General features: G+C 66.5%; 9 protein-coding genes. 3 read left to right on the plus strand and 6 right to left on the minus strand.

Annotation, left to right across the window (positions count from 1 at the left end):
* On the plus strand, window positions 1-690 hold a 690-nt coding region (locus G6030_RS03630; protein ID WP_182642235.1), incomplete at its 5' end, for a thioesterase family protein.
* A 427-nt stretch (window positions 691-1,117) separates the two neighbouring features.
* Entirely contained in the window at window positions 1,118-2,749 is a 1,632-nt protein-coding gene (locus G6030_RS03635; RefSeq protein WP_182642236.1) for an ATP-binding cassette domain-containing protein, read from the plus strand.
* A gap of 119 nt (window positions 2,750-2,868) precedes the next feature.
* Here the strand turns inward: G6030_RS03635 and G6030_RS03640 are convergent, their stop codons facing one another.
* The 6 genes from G6030_RS03640 to pglX form a co-directional block, all read right to left on the minus strand.
* Window positions 2,869-4,746, minus strand: coding sequence for a DUF262 domain-containing protein (locus G6030_RS03640; RefSeq protein WP_182642237.1), 1,878 nt, complete (start codon window positions 4,744-4,746; stop codon window positions 2,869-2,871).
* A gap of 96 nt (window positions 4,747-4,842) precedes the next feature.
* Window positions 4,843-6,957 (minus strand): DEAD/DEAH box helicase, encoded by a 2,115-nt coding sequence (locus G6030_RS03645; protein ID WP_182642238.1) that lies wholly within the window; start codon window positions 6,955-6,957, stop codon window positions 4,843-4,845.
* A complete protein-coding gene (gene brxD, locus G6030_RS03650) occupies window positions 6,958-8,259 on the minus strand; it encodes a BREX system ATP-binding protein BrxD (protein WP_182642239.1) in 1,302 nt (433 codons plus the stop codon).
* Complete coding sequence (gene pglZ / locus G6030_RS03655) at window positions 8,260-11,169, minus strand: BREX-2 system phosphatase PglZ (RefSeq protein WP_182642240.1); 2,910 nt, start codon at window positions 11,167-11,169, stop codon at window positions 8,260-8,262.
* The gene (locus tag G6030_RS03660; RefSeq protein ID WP_182642241.1) at window positions 11,166-15,089 is read right to left on the minus strand and encodes a DUF6079 family protein; all 3,924 of its coding nucleotides are present in this window, start codon (window positions 15,087-15,089) and stop codon (window positions 11,166-11,168) included. The genes pglZ and G6030_RS03660 overlap by 4 nt, the downstream gene beginning before the upstream one ends.
* A 5-nt stretch (window positions 15,090-15,094) precedes the next feature.
* On the minus strand, window positions 15,095-18,772 hold the full coding sequence (gene pglX / locus G6030_RS03665) for a BREX-2 system adenine-specific DNA-methyltransferase PglX (protein ID WP_347238567.1): 3,678 nt from the start codon (window positions 18,770-18,772) through the stop codon (window positions 15,095-15,097).
* Between the two features lie 101 nt (window positions 18,773-18,873).
* On the opposite strand from pglX, the gene G6030_RS03670 reads away from it, so the two are divergent.
* Window positions 18,874-19,551, plus strand: coding sequence for a hypothetical protein (locus tag G6030_RS03670; RefSeq protein ID WP_182642242.1), 678 nt, complete (start codon window positions 18,874-18,876; stop codon window positions 19,549-19,551).
* The last annotated feature ends 6 nt before the right edge of the window (window positions 19,552-19,557 follow it).

The raw sequence follows: 19,557 nt of genomic DNA on the forward strand, positions 1-19,557 counted from the left end.
GGGCCGCCGAGCGCGCTGCTGGTGCGGGCGATGGAGCGGTTCGAGGCGGACCCGACGCTGCGGCTGGCGCGGGTCTCGGTGGACGTGCTGGGGCCCGTCCCCATCGCGCCGCTCGACATCGAGGTCCGCACCGTGCGCCCGGGACGCAGCGTCGAACTCCTCGAGGCCACCGCCTCCGTGGCCGGCCGGCCCGCGCTCGTCGCCCGCGGGTGGCGGATGCGCCGCACTCCCGACGACTTCCCCACGGTCGGAACCCACGACGGGCCGCCCGTGCCCACCACACGCGAACGCGGACCGATGATGAGCTTCGCCCACGCCGACGGCTACCTGTCCGTCGTGGACTTCTCCTTCGTCTCCGGCGGCGGCGACGAGCTCGGGCCCGCGCAGGCCTGGGGGCGTGCGCGCGTCGATCTCGTCGAGGGGGAGCGCATGACCGGGTGGCAGCACACCGTGGTGGTGGCCGACTCCGCCAGCGGGGTGTCCCTGGCCAGCGATCCGCTGAGCCACCCGGCGGTCAACTGCGACCTCGTGGTCTCGCTGCACCGCGACCCCGAACCCGGCTGGGTACACCTGGACAGCGAGACCGTCGGCGGGCCCGGTCAGGGAGTGCTCACCGACACGCTGATCTCGGACGATCGCGGGCGGCTCGGCCGCTGCGTGCAGAACCTCTACGGTCGACGCGCGGGCTGAGCTTTCGCAGCCGCCCCTCACGATGGCGTCTGGCCTGCCCCGATGCGCGGGCGAGACGCCATCGTGAGGGGCGAGGAGGGCTGTCGTGGACATCTGCAGGAGCGAGACGCCAGGCAGACGAGCGGCTGTGCGGAATCGCGACGCGGCCGCGCCGGGCGGGGATGCACGGGCGGGAGCGATGAGCCAGGGCCGGGAGCGGCTGCACACTGCGGACGCCTGGAAGGCCGCCCACAGGTCGCAGCGAACGAAGCGCGGCGGGAGAATCCGCTCGAAGACCGACCCCGCGTACGCGCTCTGGTCCCGGAGACCCACGTCACCGGACTCGTCGGCTCACTCGCGCCGCAGGTAGAGTGGCAGGTCGGCCCTAACCCGAATGCGGGCGGGCCGCCGACTCTTCCCCGAAAGCTACAGCGAGGTACCCGCGCACGTGATCACCATCGACGACCTGGAGGTGCGCGCCGGCGTGCGCACCCTGCTCCACATGGACGGGTCCTCGTTGCGGGTCCAGCCCGGCGACCGGATCGGCCTGGTGGGACGGAACGGCGCGGGTAAGACGACGACGATGAGGATCCTCGCCGGCGAGGGTGAGCCGTATGCCGGCAAGGTCGTGAGGACCGGAGATCTGGGGTATCTGCCGCAGGATCCCCGCGAGGGCAACATGGACCAGCTGGCCCGGTCCCGCGTCCTCTCGGCCCGCGGGCTCGATGTCCTCATGGCCGACATGACCGCAGCCCAGCAGCAGATGGTCGACGCCCCCGACGACAAGGCGATGGACAAGGCCGTGCGCCGCTACGGCCGACTCGAGGACGAGTTCTCCGCCCGCGGCGGGTACGAGGCCGAGAGCGAGGCGGCGCGGATCTGCAGCAGCCTGGGCCTCGAGGACCGGATCCTCACGCAGAATCTCGGCACGCTCTCGGGCGGTCAGCGCCGCCGCGTGGAGCTGGCCCGGATCCTCTTCGCCGCCTCCGACGGTGCCGGCAAGTCGCAGACCATGCTCCTGCTCGACGAGCCCACCAACCACCTCGACGCCGACTCCATCACGTGGCTGCGCCAGTTCCTGGAGAAGCACGAGGGCGGGCTGATCATCATCTCCCACGACGTCGAGCTGCTCGAGGCCGTGGTCAACAAGGTGTGGTTCCTCGACGCCGTGCGCGGGGAGATCGACGCCTACAACATGGGCTGGAAGAAGTACCTCGACGCCCGCGCCACCGACGAGGCGCGTCGCCGCCGCGAGCGCGCGAACGCCGAGAAGAAGGCCTCCGCGCTCAAGCAGCAGGCCGCCAAGCTCGGGGCGAAGGCCACGAAGGCCGCCGCCGCCAAGCAGATGATCCGCCGCGCCGAGACCATGATGAACGAGCTCGACGAGGTGCGCGTCGCCGACAAGGTCGCGCACATCAAGTTCCCGACGCCCGCCGCGTGCGGCAAGACGCCGCTGTTCGCGAAGGGCCTGACCAAGATGTACGGCTCGCTGGAGGTGTTCGCCGGGGTCGATCTGGCGATCGACAAGGGCAGCCGCGTGGTGGTGCTGGGCTACAACGGCGCCGGCAAGACCACGCTGCTCAAGCTCCTCGCAGGTGTCGAGCGCACCGACGGCGAGGGCGGCGTGGTCTCCGGCCACGGCCTGAAAATCGGCTACTTCGCGCAGGAGCACGACACCCTGGACATGGACGCCAGCGTGTGGGAGAACATCCGCCACGCCGCGCCCGACGCGGGGGAGCAGGACCTGCGCGGGCTGCTGGGCGCGTTCATGTTCTCCGGCCCGCAGCTCGAGCAGCCCGCCGGCACGCTCTCCGGCGGTGAGCGCACGCGTCTGGCGCTGGCCGGGCTGGTGTCGTCCGCGGCCAACGTGCTGCTGCTCGACGAGCCCACCAACAACCTCGACCCGATCTCGCGCGAGCAGGTCCTCGACGCGCTGCGCACCTACGAGGGCGCTGTCGTCCTGGTGACCCACGACCCCGGCGCCGTGGAGGCCCTCGAGCCGGAGCGGGTCATCATCCTGCCGGACGGCACGGAGGACCTGTGGAACCAGGAGTACATGGAGATCGTCGAACTCGCGTAACCCAGCGCAGCGAGGGCACGCGGACGTTCGCGCATGTGACCGTCGAACTCGAGCAACTAACGGACTGCGGCTATTGCCCCTCGAAAACCACACCACTCCACGAGTGGCCAAGGCGCCGCCTACATCGCACGGTACTTGAATTCTTCGTACCTCTGGAACAAATTCTCGATCTCTCGCTCCTCAATCAAGAACTCATGGTTGCTTGAGCCAATTCTCTCCCAGAACTTCCCGTCGTACTGGATTGGCGCATCGACTGCCGGCGCATGGATAGATATGACAGTGCGGATATCTCCCTCCGCTGAATGCAAACGAATCGGGCGAACGCCATTGATCAGTGCGCGCTTGAATGCGTTGTTCGATTCGGGAATTAAGTCAGTCGCCAGGATCCAATTCTTGATCGTCTCGAGCAATGTATCCAAGTCGACGCCTAGGACACGGAATTCGTGGTCTATACCGATTACGCCGTTCGGCAGACCTTCCGCAGAATCCGCAATACGTATAGGCTTAACGCCGTACTTCGCCTCCACCGCTGTGGTTGTTCCATGCGAATCCGATATGCCGACATATATTACCCCGGTCGCCCCGGGGGCAGTATTCGACATCGCAACACTGGTCTTAATTAGCTTCTCGACGAACTCCTTACGCGTCTTGAACGGCTGGACGCTAGGGGCAGAAGCAGAAAGGTCGGTGAACCCTTGCTTGAGTTCGTAAAATCGGTTCTCGGACGCAAAACGCAGATAATCTTGTCTCAGCCTCTCAGAATCCTCGCGATGGACGGAAATCTCCGGCGAGGTCCGCTCACTAAATCCATCCTGGATAGCGCCGATAAATTTACGGACCTGCGTTTGTCTTGAACTTGATTTCCACGTGCCTCCTAGATCAAGATTCTGGCCCGTCCAATATCCTTCCGTCGCCTTCACGACGTAAGCCAGGTTCGAAACCTCCCGGTCCTTCTCATACATCAGAGTATAAAATGCGCGAAATGCGATATAGAAAAAACGGGCCGCTGGATTGTTAGTGGACTTCCCCGTGTGCTGGGTCCACGACTTTCCCCCAAGTTTGGAAATCTTGCTCATTAGCTGCAAGATAGCAGTGAATTGAATAAGAAGAACATCTGGGTCAGACAATTTCGTAAGCTCGGAATCGACTACTCGGCCCACTTCGGACCCAATGTCGTAAACACTATCCCGCACCTCGGTGGAGGTATCAAACTTTCCGCGGGTAAGTATGTCAACCAAGAGATCCAAAACCAGCTGCTCGTCTTGAGAAGACCTCAAGTCATCACGGCGCAAGATCCTTTCCGAAATCCAGAATATCTCCTCGACTGGGATCCCGTCGCCTTCTGAGTCCTCTTTCCAGCGGAGCGAAATCTGAGACATTTCCGAGAGTGGAATATAATCGCTGCGCGACACATCGCCTCGGATCCCTGCGGAGATTCTTCTCACCACGTGGGAAATTTGGCTGGTGCTCCCGGCTTGTCGGACTTCCTGCATTCCAAGCTTCCTGCCAGAAGAGTTAATCCGGCGAAACGTCTCATCGACCAAGCTCGAAGAGCTTGCTTTATATGTGGAGACTGGGAGTTTATACTGAGCGACTCGGAGCGATGACTCTCTAGACATAATAGGGGTTTGCTGAACCAATTCTCCGTTGTCGCGTAGATACTTCGTCAGGCCCAACGCTTCCAAGTTGAAGTAATCTCCGTCGAACGAATACTTGTTCTCAAGAAAGGAGATTATTGCGTTGATCCGCTGGAGACCGTCAATGATTTCGTAAGAGCCATCCACCTGCTCTGACTTGGCGAGCAAGATAAGGGGGATGGGGATATCCCTCAGTATCGAGTCAATAAGTGACTCCTTCTGCGAAAGGGACCAAACGAGCTTGCGCTGATAGCGACGGTTCACGTTGAAGTAACCGCCATTATACTGCTCGAAGATCCACTCAATCCTCTGGCCTTCAACCTGCGTTTGAGCCTTAGCTGCTTTGCGAATTTCCGACATCGCTTTTCCTTACAAATTTTGTTACGTGTGGGCGTTTCCAGCCCCCGAGTTTCGTACAGGTTAGCAGGCCTCTAAGCGGATTCGCCGAGGTATCGGTCATCGATATGTGGCACGTCTTGCAATTACCTCGATGGCCCACTCGACGGGAAGCGCCTCGGAAAACTTGAGTTTTTCCACCAGTGTGGGCGGAACCGCAGGGAGCGGCCGCTCACTCTCCGGTAGGGACTCCCAGAACTCGAGCCGCTCCGCTGCAGGCCCGGTGGGCATGCCCTCGTGCAGGGTAATCGCGTCGGGCTGGACCAACCCTCCCTGCGGCGCCAGCTCCTCGCCTAACGCCGGCCCGAGCGCCGCTTGGTAACGACGATTGGCAGCACTGCCCTCGTAGGTCCACCATTTCCGGACGTTGTCCGTGGTGGTCCACACCGGGCCGTGTGGGCTCACCGTGTGACGCAACCGGTCCTCATCGTCGGCGAGCGCGGCGCGGGCGCGGGCGGTGAGCCGAATCTGCTCGGGGAGCTCTCCCAGCAACACAGCGCGCATGCCCTGCGCGACCTGCCGACCGATGTCGGCGCCCCCGAACCCGTACCGTGCTCTGCCGCCGCCCGCGGCGGGCTCCACCTGCACCCGGTGCCTGGGCCAGTTGATGTCGGTGACCTTCCAGGACCGCCCGGCGAGAAGCAGATGAATTGGCCCATCGCCGCTAGTGAGAGCCCTCCACTCCACGGTGCCCACCTCCTGCCGGCCGGCGAGAACGGTGAACTCTCGCGGCATCGCGAAGGTAGTGAGCAGGTCCATGAAATGTCGGCGGCCAAACACCCGCTCAGCATCGGGCCCGAGGAACATGGCGCCGCCGTCGACGTTGAGGTACCCGCGCTCCACGAGGAAGTCGACGATCAGCTCGGCGGGACGCTCCAGGGTGTCCACATGCATGAGCGGGGTGGCCGCCCACCGGTCCTGCCAGCCATACCGCGGCAGCGCGCCCTCCTGCAGCATCGCCGCCATGATCTGCTGCGCCACCAGGTGCAGCGGGACCGGTGCAGGGACGACGGGCTCGACGTATCCCGTGCCCCAGGCATGCAGGAGCCCCAGCGTCCGGAGCAAGTGCCGGGGCTCGGTAGCGATGAACAGGCAGTTGCGGACGGTGCCAGCGCGGCGTCCGGTCCGGCCGAGCCGCTGGAGGAAGCTCGACACGGTGGTCGGGGCACCGATCTGGATCATCCGGTCCAGGTCCCCGATGTCGATGCCCAGCTCGAGGGTTGAAGTCGCCACGATCACGCAGTCGCGCGCTTCGGCAAAGGCCAGCTCGGACCGCCTCCGTTCCTCGGCGGAGAGCGACGAGTGCGAGAGGTACACGTCCACGTCGAAGCCCCGGAGCATCGATGCGAGCTCCTCGGCCTGCCGTCGACTGTCCACAAAGACGAGCCGTTTCTGCCCCCGGTACAGCTTGGACAGCAACACAGCGGCGGAGTCGAGAGTGTCGACGGCGTCCACGACGATGTCAGCGTCACCGGCGACAGGCCGGACCGCCTCACCCACGGCGACGCCAGGCGCGATCACCCGACCGGCCCGCCCGTCGACACCGCCCTGCAACCACTGCAGCAGCTCCTCGGGGTTGCCGACGGTCGCGCTCATCCCGATCCGCTGCAGGGGCCGCCCGACCAGGTGCTCGAGACGCGAGAGCACAGCGGACAGATGCCATCCGCGGTCGTCGCCGGCAAAGGCATGCACCTCATCGATCACCACGGTCCGCAGGTTCGCGAACAGCGTGCGGTGGTCGGTCTTGGTGGAGGCGAGCATCGCCTCGATGGATTCGGGCGTGGTGAGCAGGATGTCCGGGGGGTCGGCGCGGATGGCTCTGCGGGCACTCTCGCCGACGTCCCCGTGCCACACCTCGACGCGGCGACCCATCCACGCGGTGTAGTCGACCAGTCGCACGGCGAGGTTGTTGAGCAGCGCCTTGAGCGGGGTCACGTACAGGACGGTCAGCCCGGCCCAGTCCTCGTGGGCCATGCGGGTGAGGACGGGGAAGACGGCAGCCTCGGTCTTGCCGCCGGCGGTCGGCGCGAGCAGTAGGGCGTCCTCGCCGTCGATGAGCGGCCGGACGGTCTCCTCCTGCAGTGGCCGCAGGCCGGGCCAGCCGAGGGAGTTGACCACGTGGTGCTGCAGTAGCGGGTGCAGCGCGGGGAAGCCCTGCGGGGCGCGGTGGTCCATCTAGAGCTCGATGGCGTCGGGGTCGTCGATGATTGACGACGACGAGGCCGCCACCGCGGACCGTTCGCTCTGACTGAGGTCGGACGCGTCGAGCGTCGGGGTGAAGTGCAGTCGCGGGAGGAAGTCCGGGAACATCTCGACGCGATCCAGGCAGTCGACGAGCATCCGCAGGTACTGGCGGGGTGCGATCCCCACCTGGCCGCCGAGTTTTCCCGCCACGGATTCGGCGAGCACGCGCAGGTAGGTGTCGTCGACGAGGGTGGTGATCCTCTGGGCGACGGCGGGGTCGAGGCCGACCGCGTAGAGGTCACGCACGCGCGATCCCACCTCGACCAGTCGGTCGAAGTCGAAGGCCTGGAGCCGGATCTGCGGTTGCCGGGGGTTGTCGAATCGGGGGTCGGCGTCGAACTTCACGCCGATCCGTTGGTCGAGCGGAGGCAGTCGCTTGATGCCCTGCTGTCCTTCGAAGAAGGCGCTGGTCCCGGTGATGAGCAGGTACATCCCGGGGTAGCGCCCCGAATCGAGCTCGTCTATCCACTGCCGCAGAGCATTGAGCGCCTTCTCTCGCACGTCGCCGCGCATGCGCTGGAGTGTCTCGACCTCATCCAGGACCAGCAGGAGCCCGCGGTGGCCGGAGCCGGCGAGCACCTGGAGTAGCCCCTGAAAGAAGCCCATTGCCAGGAAGTGGTCGAGTTCGCCCTTCACCCCGGCTGCTCGTTTAGCAGACGCGGCAACGTTGCGCTGACCCCCGAGCCAGGCTGCAAGCCCGTCGGCCACCTCGATCTCACCGTTGAGCAATGCGTCCCGATACCCCCGCAGGGCGAGCGGGAACACGGGCGCAGCGTCGGCGACCGATCGCAGTCTTTCTTCGAGCAGTTCGGCGCCGTCTGCTCCGGAGGAAGCCGCGTCGTCTTCCACCCCGAGGAGCCAATCGTCGAGCACCGCCCGGAATGCCTGTCGTGAGACGGCGGGGGTGCGGAGTTCTTCGCAGGCCCTCCGGTACACGGTCTCGAGCCGATGCAGGGGCGTTTCGAGTTCGGAGATCTGGACCTCGGACACGGCGAACCCGCGATCGAGGGCCTGCTGCTGGAGCCAGCGCGCGAAGAAGGTTTTGCCGGAGCCGTACTCGCCCCGGACTGCCTTGAACACTGCGGCACCACCGGCGACCTTGTCCAGTTCTTCTCCCAGGACCGGCGCCAGTCGGTCGAGGCCCACGGCGAGCTGGTCCAGCCCGTCGGCGGGGACGGTGCCGCGGCGGAGGGCGTCGATGATCGCGGTACGGCGGGCGGGGGAGACGGTCATCTACAGTCCGAACTGGTCAAAGAGGGTCTGGGACGCCAGCACCACGTCGTTGTCCTCACGCTCGAGGACCGGCATGCCGTCGACGTTGACGACCTTCTGGATCCTCGCGATGGTGCCGTTGATCTGCAGCTGGTTGAGTCTGAGCCTGGTCCCGAGCACGGCGATAGGCATGCGGCCGTTGTTGGCGGCGATGTCGCGCAGCACGTCGGCCAACTCGCGGGGAGTGGGCTTGAGTTGGTGCGCTTTGACACGCTCCTTGAAGTACGGGGCACGGCTCAGATCCGAAAATTTATCTGCGGGCTGCTTCGACCGGGCGGGTGGAGGGGAAACAGGCGACTCATCTCCGTCGAGCGACTCGAACAGCGAGACCTGGTTGGCGTCCCGCTGCGCGGCTCGTCGCGTGGAGGGTTTCGCCGCGGTCGGCTGCTCGGCCCGTCCTGCGGCGGGCTGCCCCACGGCCGTCTTGGCCTCAGCAACGGTCGGCGTCGCCGTCGCGATCGGCCACCACGCGGGCCACGGGTCCTGGACGGGCGGCCCGGCGGGGAACGGCGAGTCCTCTCCGAGCCCGTTGAGGCTCTGGACCAGGACGGCGACGGGCGCGCAGACCTCGGCGGGGGAGGCGCCGCCGTGGTAGCCGGCCTTCTTGCCGGTGTAGCGCAGGTCCTCGTCTACGGCGAGGACCGCGCTGTGATGCGGTGCGCCGCTGGCGCCGGGCGCGAGCACCCGGTTTCCGGACACGGCTCGCTCACCGTCCTGGGCGGGCGCCCCGGCGGCGGGCCGCCACCGGGCGCTCACGGCGCCGTCGGCGGTGACCTTGCCGATTCGACTGCGTTCGACCACGTGACCGTGGTCGGAGAGCAGGACCACGTCTCGTCCGACGGCGCGGGCGTAGTCGAGCAGCTTGTCCAGGTGGGTGATGCGCGAGGTGGTCCAGGTGGTGGCGATGGGGTCGGACCGGTCGAGAGCGTCATCGACGGTGTTAAGCACCGCGCCCACCACGGGGACGTGCGTGGTGTCGTAGATGGCGCTGCGGACGGTATCGCCGATGCTCGCGTCAAGGTCTGCCTTGTGGAACAGCGGCCCGTCGCTGACCGAGGGGTGGGCGGGGAACAGGGCGGCGAACCCGGTCCGCTCCTCCTGCTGCCCGCCGAGGGCCAGCTCTCCGCTGAGCATGGAGGTCCTCGACGCCGTAGTCACCGACGGCAGGGCGGAGGCGGCCACGTCGAGTCCGAGGGAGGCCAGGTCGAGCCGCTGCCAGACGGTGGCGTGACGGGTTGCCACGTCCTCGAGAAGCCCGTGCGCGGCGGCCACGGAAAGTCCATCGATCACCACCACGAGCAGCGCCCGCTCACTCCGTTGACCGGATTCGACTGGCCCGGACTTCCGCAGGGGCGCGACGACCCTGGACAGCACGTCCTCCATAAGCAGGGCGTCGCCGGCGGTGGAGCGGTCGGCCAATCGCGCACCGACGAGCGCAGCGAAGGTCCGGTCGATGTCGCGTCGTACGGCGAGGGTGCGGTCGAGGACGCGACGACCGAGCGCGTCGGGGTCCGCCGCAGACTGCCCAATCGCGGGCTTGGGATCGGCGGTGAATCCACGCCACGCCGAGTTGACGGCCCGGTCCACCCAGCTCAGCTCGTCAACGTACGCGCGCATCGCCTCGACGTGACCGGCGGAACGCAGCCGGTCGGCCATGGCGGCGGCCTCGGTCCGATTCCACCGGTGGAGCCGGACCAGCGCGGCGGCGGTCTCGAGGTCGTCGGGCCGGGAGCGCTCGGCGTCGACGTGCGCCCGCAGCGCCTCGAGCCCCCGCAGCAACGCGGTCTCACCCCCTCCGTCGAGGGCGGTGGCCAGGCCGCGGGCGTACACGTCGAGGCGTCGCTGGAAGGCACCGGGCAGGACGGTTGATCCTGCGAGGAGGGAGGCGCCACCGTTCTGCTCGAATCCGGTGATCAACCGGTGGGCCTCGCCGAGTACGGCGGTGACCGGCTGCCCGTGATCCAGTGAGGTGCGGACCGCCTTGGCAGCGGCGGCCCCCCATTCGCGCAGAGACTGGTCTCCGAGGGTGGCGCCGATGTGGTGGCTGAACAGGGCCCGCGCTCCGGTGAGTTCGGTGGGTGTGTCCTGCCAGTCGGGCGTGCGGAGGGTCTCTGCTACCAGGCCGGCGGGCAGGAGCGCCCGTGGCCCGTTCTTGGCCCACAGGCTGCGGATCCCGGGGCCCGTCAGCGTGAACGTGCGGCACAGCCACGTGATGAGCCCCGCGCGGACGTGAGATGTGAGCCGCGAGGCCAGCTCGTCCCACACGGCGTGGGCGTCGGGGGTGGCGCTCCAGGCCAGGAGGTCCGCGAGCCGGTAGTCCTGTTCAAGACCCAGCACGAGCGTGCTGATGGACCCGTAGAGGTGGTCGGCGGTGAGGACCGGAGTCGGGGTGGGGGCGAGGGTGTCGCGGTGGTCGGCCAGCGCGGTCGTGAGCCCCCGGACGTCGTCCCGACCTCGGGGGATGCGGCCGTCGGTCTTGTCGGCGGAGAACATCCCGAGCAGGGTGCCCACGGGGTCGAGTTCCCGCATGCGCCCAAGCGGCTGGAAGTGCTCCTTAACTCCCTGGGGAATCTGCTCCTCGGGGAGGTCGGTGAGCACGACGCGCCACGGCACCTCGGGATCCTTGCGGTGCCGCACCACGTCCCGGATCTCCAGCACCGTCCGGCAGCAGTGGACCGGCACGGTGAGGTCGTCAACACGCAGCTCGGTGCCGTCCCATTCGGGACGGGCGTGCATCACCAGTAAACCGCGCTTGTGCTGCTTGTCCCGGTAGAGGCCGTGGAGGAGTGGAATGAGGTCGGCGGCGGTCGCCGTACCGAGGGACGACGACGAAGTGACGCTCCCCGCTAACCCGGCACTGGCCGGGGTCACGTTCCGGACTCCTCGGCGGTGATCTCGATCCGGAAGCGGGTGCCCGTCCCGTAGCTCCGCCCAAGATCAGCGAGGGCGGTGTGGATCGCCCCTTCAACTTGGCTGCCGTGCGCCTCGAATGTCCGGCGTCGACCGGAGCCCGTGATCACCACGCCGTCTGCTCCCGAGCCGCCGCCGGTCTCGCCGTCGTCGCTGCCGGAACCAGTCCCGGAACCGCCGTTATCCCCCGGACCCGCGCCTCCACCGACGTCCCCAGTGCCGCCAGTGCCGCCGCTCCCGGGGCCGTCTCCGCCGGCGATCACCTTGTTGATCCAGTCCTGAGCGCGCTTCTCAAACTTCTGAACAGACGTGACCAGATGCTGGACGAACTCGTGGGTGTCGACCCCGTTGTCCAGGTCCTTCACGATCTGCGTGGCCTCACCCCCGAGGGGCCCCTGCTTGGCGCGTCCGCCGAGCAGCGTCTCGAGGTTCGGGCCGATGTTGCGGGCTACGGCGGCCACTTCCTCGGCGGTGGTGATGGACTGACTCGCCTCGTTGGTGGTGGCCCCGAGGTAGGTGCCAGGCCCCTCGCTGGCGGCGGCGAGGGCCGCCACGATCTCGCCGTGGTGCTGCTTCTTGCGCACCAGCGTCTGCAGCAGCTGCGTCTGCCGGCGGGCCAGCTGGAGGCGGCGCCCCTCCTCGCTCCGTCCCAGCCGATGCTCGAGCTTGGCCAGCTGCTCGACCAGATCCTCGCTGGACCGCTTGAACTCCTCTGCCTTGCTCGCCACCTCACCCGCCAGGTGGGTGAGGTTGGTGGGGGAGAGGTGACCTCGCTCGGGAATGCCAAAGAGGTGCTGGGCAGCCTGGACGGCACGATCCCACTCGCCCTGTTCGGGCAGTACGGGTTCGCGCAGCTGGTGGGACTGCTGGATGTCCTTGAAGGCCGGCGCTGCGACGGGCGTTCCGTAAGTGAACCAGCTGCGGTCGCGGGACTCGGCCCACGCCGCCGCGAGGAGGGTGGTGCAGTCGCGGTTGAGCCCTGCTTGCGGCATGAGCTTCTCGACGGCGGCCACGACCTGCGCCACCGTGAGCACACCGTCGGCCTGCCCGGACTTCTCTGTCTCGGCGAGCGCGCGGTCGATCTGCCCGGCCAGAGTGGCAAAGGTAGCGCTGGGGAACACGAGGTGCGACTCGTGGACGTCGGCCACCCGGAGGCCACCCAGCACGAGCTGGACGGACTTGCGCTCGGCAGCGACAACCGCGGCGCGGCCGTCCTCACGGGCGTCGGACCGGCGCAGCACGTCGAGTGAGACCGCGAAGTCCTTCTGCGTGAGCGCGCTGGTGGTGTCGAACCGAGGGTGGTCGGGGTAGCGCTGGTCAAAGGCCTGATCGTAGAGCCGCCGGGCGGCCTCGCGCAGCGAGGCGCCGACGGGCCGCTGCACCACCACGGAGGAACTCAACGAGCGGACTGGCGGCTGCCCCTCGGGGAACACTGCGCCCTCGGCGATGCCGTACATCTTGCGCAGGATGGCGGCGAGCTGCCCGGCGAGCTGGTTGCGCTGGGTCACCATGACCTGGCGGACCCGCTCACGGTCGCCGTCGGCGAGGTAGCTGGTGTAGCCGAGCCACTTCTCCGACTGCAGAACCCAGTCCATGGTGACGAGCTTGCCCAGGTCGTCCATCTGCTTGCGGTCGAGGAACGCGGGGACCCAGGCGAGCGTGAAGTGATCGTGGCCGTCGGTACGGAGGCGGTCGAGTCGGGCGTGGTCCTCGGAAACTCCGTGGCCTTCTTCGTCGAACGGCAGGTCCACGATCACCCGCAGCGCCCCTGGTTCGACGGGGGCGATAAGGGTGTCGGGCACAGAGCCGGGGTCGCGGACGTTGCCAAAGACGATCTCGACGGTCCGATTCGTGCCGCGCCAGGTGATCCGGGTCGAGCGCGCGCCGTCGGCCTGCGGGTCGATGGCTGCTATCCCGAACTCTTCCTGCAGCATCGACCGGAGCCGTTCGCGGCGCCGCGAGAAGGTGTCTTCGCCGCGGGCGCGCTCAAGGATCTCGTCGAAGGGCAGTTCCTCCAGCGTGATGGAAATCAGCGGATCGTGGCTGTCTGTGCCCACGGTGATCTCGGGGACCGAGGTGTTCCACTCGCGGACAGAGGCGAGCGCGCGGGTCGGCGCGTCAGAGGCGACGATCGAGACGAGCTCCCCGTGGTTGAGGTGCGCCAGGCGGCTGGCGGTGAGCGCCTTGAGCCCTGGCACCTCGGGCGCGAGAGCGGAGAGCAACAGCGTCTTGGCCAGCCGGAGCTGGGCCCGCACGCCCTTGGGCTGGTCCAGGTCCCGCACGCTCGGGTCAGCGTTCGGGAACTGGGCGAGGACGGCAGGACGGAGCTTGTCCTGCCACAGTGTGCGCGCGGTGCGGAAGCGAGCAGCCACCGCCTCGTCGGTGCCACCCTTCTGGGTCCCGTCGATGATGTAGTCGAATACCTCGCCCACGGGGATCACCTGGTCGACGGTCATGGTGTCGGCGAGGTCGACGAGCATCGACTCCATCACCTTGAGCGCAGTGCGGTCGCGCTGCATGGCGGTGGACAGGTGGACGAGGGTGTCGATGAGGACCGGACTGAAGGGGTAAGTGAGCCGGAACTGTTCCTCGGTGGCACCGCGATGCTGGTCGTCGGTGTTGACCTTGTCCAGCAGGACGGGCTTGACGGCCGGGGACAGGTGCAGCCGTTGGAACGAGGCCTCGAGAGCCTCAACCGCCGCGGCGTTCTTGGGCGTGAGGAGTCGACGGTGGGCGATCTGCGGCAGGTTGGCCGAGCCGAGCGCGATGCCGGAGAAGCGGCCTTCCTGGTGGGCGATGGCCTGCTCGCGGATCTTGGTGGCCTCGCCGGCCTCGATGGACGAGTCCTTCCACGCCTTGAGGTCGTGCTGCCGGGCTATAAAGCTGACGACCGGCACTGCCATGCGCCCCTGGTCGGATTCGACGAACCCGGTGAGCTTCTGGATCTCGCGGCCGAAGAACTCGCGGTTAGAGAAGTGGAAGGTGAGCCACAGGATCAGCTCGTCGAGCAGCAGGACCACGGCGTCGTAGCCGAGGGTCTTGGCGTGCGCGGCGATGGCGGACAGCCCCTCGGGCAGATGCAGCCAGTCGGTGTTGGTGTGGGCGGAGGTGATCCACGTCTGGCCGAGCGCGGAGACGAGCGCGTCCCGCTCGGCGCGGGACGCGGCGGGGTGTCGGGCGCGGTCGTAGGAGTCGCGGTCCCAGGTGGTGGCGGTGGCGCCGCCGAGCGCGGCCAGGTCGAGGCCGCCGGGGGTGGATGACGACGACGAGGTGACGCCGCCAGGTCCGGTGGTGGCAGTGGCCAGGCGTGCAAAGAATCGCTCGTCGCCGACCTCTGCACGCATCTGTTCGGCGTTCTCCAGCAACCCGTCGGCCATGTGGAGTACCGGCGGGGTGACTCCCGGGTGGAGCCGGTTCAGGTGCTCGAGGTACGCCGAGAAGAGGGTGTCCTCGATGGAGTTCGAGCCCAGGAAATGGAAGGGCAGCGCGAGGATCTTGCTCGACGTGGCCCGCGGGTGGTCGGCGATGTGCTGCTGGAGTTCGGCAATGGCGCGGGCGCGGGGGTCCCCGGTGAGCAGGGCGAGCAGCACCGCCATGAAATGCGACTTACCGGAGCCGAAGGAGCCCTTGAGGAAGGCGCCCTTGTTCTCTCCGGTGGCCAGGGCGCTGTCGACCAGGGCGAGCGCCTCGTCAAAGGCGTCGCCAATGGACGGGGTCACCACGTACTCGGCCAGGGTAGTGCCGAGTTCGTCTCTGGTGACGGCGTCGGAGAGTTGGAGGACGAACGTCGAGGTTCCCGAGTGCTCGGGGATCGAGAAGACATCACGCAGGGTGGGGCTGGTGCCCGACCCTGCCGTAGCGCCGGGAGGGGTGAAGGCCATGTCCTCTAGCTTTCCTTATCGGGTGTAGTGGCGGAGGCTGCGACGCGCTTGCGGCCGCGAGTTGCGGGGGCGGGGCGCCAGTCGGGTAGGTCAGCGATCGCGACGCCGGAGCGCTCGGCGAGCGAGGTGAGCTGTCCGCCGAGATAGTCGGCCCAGTCGATACCGGAGTGTGCGTCCATGCCCGAGTGCCACTGGCGGATCCACGGCATGAGCTCGGCCAGCCCGGCCACTAGCGGGACGAGCTGAGCGGGGTCGGTGTCATCTTTGCGATCGTCGTACAGCGACACCAGGGCGATGCCTTGTTCGGCGTGGTCCCAGCCGGCCCAGCCCAGCATCGCGGTGGGATCGTCCGGCCCCGAGGCACCGGGGTAGGCGATGAACCGTTCCTTGGGCACATCGAGCTTGCCTCTGGCCTGCCAGTACGAGGTCTTGCGAAAGTCGGCGGAGGTGTACTTGGGTGGCACCGGAACCTGCGCGGTCGTGATCTCACCGCGGTCCTCGGCGCGCTGGGCGTCCCAGGTGACCTGCCATTCGTCAAACTTACGCAAGCCCGAGTCCTTGAGCCGCAGCGCGGCCAGGTACGGCACTGCCTCGTCCGCCAGCAACGCGACGAGGTTGGCGAGCACGCCCGCCTGCCTCTTGCTCGACCACAACTCCAAGGCGTCGGCCACACCTGCCAACTGCGGAGCAGTCTCCGCCTTCGCGGCGAGTTGGCGAACCGATTGCGGCTGCGGATACCCGTTGGGGTCTTTCCACAGCTCGGGGTTCTCGAGCTTGTCCAGGATCCACGCGGCGAGCGCCGATCGGACCCGGTCGGCCCAGGGCACAGAGGACCAGCGCCGCTTGTACTCGGGACGCTCGAGCAATTCGAGCGAGCGGTCCTCGGCGATCAGGTCCAGGCGTCGCTGCACGGCATCGCGGTATGCGGCCGGTAGGTGGGCCGGGATCTCGGTGACCGGGGTCGAGCGGTGACGCTCAAACCACGCCGTCTCGGCCTCGCTGGCCTGCACCCTGCGCGCGAGAGCAATCTCGAACGCCCGCTCGCCCAGAGCTATCCCGGGCACCTCACCCACCGGGAGCGACAGGTCGAAGTCGGTAAACCCGTACAGGTGATAGACCTGCCAGTCGAGCTCTTCCTGCTCGGCGATCATCAGACCACGAATTCGTTCCCATTCCGCCTCACCGCGGGCGAACAGCTCCGCCGACGGGGCTGCCCCCTCGAGTAGCGCAGCTGGCTCGACTGCCGCCAACTCCTGCGCAAGCTGATCGATGCGCCGAGCACGCTCCGTCGCCGATCCCGCCGGAAGCGGGAAGTCCTTCAGCGTCGTCCCGGTGAACTCGTAGAAGTTTTCCCACGGCACCAGAGTGGTCCGGGCGCCTTTGTTGTCGACCGTGCTTCCTTTGTTGTGGCTGTTCTGCTTGAGCCAGAAGCACGCCGTCGACGAGTTCAGCACGCCCAACAGTTCGAGATGATCGTCCTCGCTCGCCCCCTCCGGCAACTTGATCACCGGCGCCGACTGCTTGAACACCTTCCCGCCGCGATCCAACACAAAATGGTTATGCGTCGCCACAAACGCAAACGCCAGTGACAAGTCTGAACTGCGCTTGCTGAAGTAGACTTCTTGCCATTCCCACCATTCCATTCCAAGGTCAACCATCGGCGTCCCGAATCGACGCCGTTTATTCAAGAAAGACCGAGCGATAAACAATAGCTTTTGAGAAGAGAGGCGCTTCAGGCCTATCGGCTTGTTTTCGGGTCCATATGTCCAAATTGCAGTCTCCGGATTCGATATCTCCCATTCACGAACGGAGTCCCCCTCGACAAGTGGAATTGTCTCTTCAATTCCCAGTCTGGCTGCGACTTGTTTTCCGCCGATCAAGTATAGAGAATCCTCACCCGTTACTGACATGATCCCGACTGATGAAGCAGTCTTCCCGAGAGACTTAGCCGTACAGCGTTTAATCTGGAGTGAGGTATTCGGTGCGGCACCGCCCTGAAGTGACCATGGATGGCTACTCAGCACTTCTCTTCGGAGGTCCAGGACACTTATCCACTGGTTCTCCTGTCCTGGAGTTCCAATTAGTTCCACGATACTGCGCCACACCGAGCCTTCTGCAGGATCCTCCGGAGCGCCCGGCTCGCCTTGGATTCCGAGGACAGCACGTAGGTAAGTTGATTGCGGACGGCGATTCCTAGAAACGATGGTGACGGTTGGAGTCCCGTGGCCAGGGATATACGCCCCGGAGGTGTCAATTACCTCAAGCAGATCCATTCGTGGAAAGAACTCTCTGACCACTGTAACGCCGAATTCCCGCATCATGAATGAGTTCGAGGTAATCTGCCCGATCCACCCCGCCCGGGAAGGATCGTGCGTCCCGGATTTCGCGAGGGCGTGGAACTGCTCCATAAAGGGGATCGTGAGTACCCACTTCCCATGGCAGTAACTGTATAGGTCTTTGTATCGCGACTTAAGGGTCTTATCCTTCACCGTGATGTACGGCGGATTGCCCACCACCACGTCGTACTGGTCTCGCGCCAACGTTCGCCGCAGCGCCGCAACGTCCTCCGTGGACAAGTGGAATCCGGTGGCAACAGCGTCCGGATCGACGGTGAGATCGCCGTAATCGAACCCGGATTGCCCGGCCGAGTCCTCACTCCACAGCAGCGAGTCACCCGCATGCACCTGTAGCGGCAGCGCGGGCACGTTGAGCAGGCTCGACCCGCCGGTCGCTTGGAGCGCCGCCACCATGAGCCGAAATTGGGCGATCGCCACGGCGAACGGGTTGATGTCCACTCCGTGGATGGAGGACAGCGCCAGGCGCACCTGCTCGGTCGCCTCCACCCCGGGGGCCTCGGAACGCCAGTAGTCCAGCATCCGGTGGAAAGCACCGAGGAGAAAGTGTCCCGACCCACAGGTCGGGTCGATGACCTTGAAGTCGACCGCCCCGGTGCGCCCCTCCGCATCGACCGACGGGAGCCGCGGAGAGCGTTCCTTGAGCGCCGGGGTCAGCGTGCGGTCGAGAATGAACTCCTCGACGAATTCCGGCGTCTGCAGCAGCGCGTACTTCTTCTTGGCGTACTCCGACAGGTCCTGATACATGTCGCCCAGGAACCGCGTATCCAATGCCGGATCGCGCAGGGACCAGACGGTCGCGTTCTCTGCATTGGCCTGCCGCCAGAACTCCACCAAACGCTGCGCCGCGTCGTCGCTCGGCTCGGCGATGTGAATTCCCGAGTGCTCGCCCACCAGGGGTGCCACCGCAGGGGAGCGCTCCAGCTGGGAGAACGCATGCCGAAGATAGCCACGGAAGCTCTGGTCCAGATTCGCCGAGAAGAAGCGGTCCTGCTCGTCCACGGCCCGCCGACGCCCGTCCGGATCCGGTCCGCTGATCCAGCGTTGGTGCGCCCCCAGCAGGTCGTTGTCCTCACAGAACCGTACGAAGACGCTCGTGAGCACCCACCCCACCGACGCCTGGGTCAGCTGATCCTCCTGCCAATCAGCCCACGTAGCACCGGTGCGCTGCGATTCCTTGAGTGCCGCGTGCATGGCCTTCCACTCCGCCGTCTTGTCCAGGTCAGCCGCGAGGCGAGCACGCATGTCGTCGACGAGATCTCGCACCACTGGCTGCAACGCACCCGTGAGCGTTTGCTGCTCCGCCGACTTCCGCCGCTTACCCGCCACCTGGCACCTGGCCTTTCACACACGCGGACCCGCGCGTTGCGGGTCCCTCGAACATCCTACGAAGGCCGTGAGAGCGGCGAGACCCGGATAGTGTTTCCGACATGAACACCGACGAGGAGCGCCATCGCGCCGTCGCCGCAATCGACGCCCAGATCGTCGCTCTCATCGAGGACGGCGTCCCCGCCGACGCTCCGCGGATCCGGGCACTCAAGGCCAAACGCGCGGTCGCGCAGAAGAGCAAGAAGGCAATCAAGAGGTCTGTCCGCAAGGCCCGAGAGCGGCAGGCCGCGGCGGCAGTGGCTGCGGCAGTGGCGCCGGCCAAGGTCCCTCCGAAAACCGACGGGCGAATCACGCTGGTTCCCGACTCCGCCGCGGACTCCAAGCGCTTGCGGTCGTTGCCCGACAAGGAACGGAAACGGATCGAGACCGCCCGGATGGAGGTCCGGCAAACTCTGACGTGGTGCGAGGAACCGTCAGCCGAAGGGTTTCGCAACGCCATCGCGAGATGTGATGCCGAGATCAGCGCCCTGATCGACAGGGGAGTGGATTACGAGGCGGACGCCAGGACAATGCTGCGGAACCGGAGGGCCCGGCTCAAGGACCTCGCCGCGGCCTTCGCCTCCAGGCGACGTAAGTCGCACCCATCGGAGCTCGAGCTGGCCTTTCTGCTGGACGCATACCTGGAGCGTCGCCGCCGGATCAGCCGGGGGCCGGAGAACGTCGTCGGTGTGCTCGATGTGCGGTCCGGCGGCGCCCCCTCGCTGGGCAAGCGGAAGTAGACCCTC

Source organism: Dietzia sp. E1, assembly GCF_014145015.1.
In the GTDB taxonomy this organism is placed as follows: Bacteria; Actinomycetota; Actinomycetes; order Mycobacteriales; family Mycobacteriaceae; genus Dietzia; species Dietzia cinnamea_A.

What these genes read in the sequence shown, in the direction of transcription:
- G6030_RS03660 (WP_182642241.1), bottom strand. Translation starts at nt 15,089, where the DNA reads ATGGCCTTCACCCCTCCCGGCGCTACGGCAGGGTCGGGCACCAGCCCC.
- G6030_RS03640 (WP_182642237.1), bottom strand. Translation starts at nt 4,746, where the DNA reads ATGTCGGAAATTCGCAAAGCAGCTAAGGCTCAAACGCAGGTTGAAGGC.
- G6030_RS03670 (WP_182642242.1), top strand. Translation starts at nt 18,874, where the DNA reads ATGAACACCGACGAGGAGCGCCATCGCGCCGTCGCCGCAATCGACGCC.
- brxD (WP_182642239.1), bottom strand. Translation starts at nt 8,259, where the DNA reads ATGACCGTCTCCCCCGCCCGCCGTACCGCGATCATCGACGCCCTCCGC.
- G6030_RS03645 (WP_182642238.1), bottom strand. Translation starts at nt 6,957, where the DNA reads ATGGACCACCGCGCCCCGCAGGGCTTCCCCGCGCTGCACCCGCTACTG.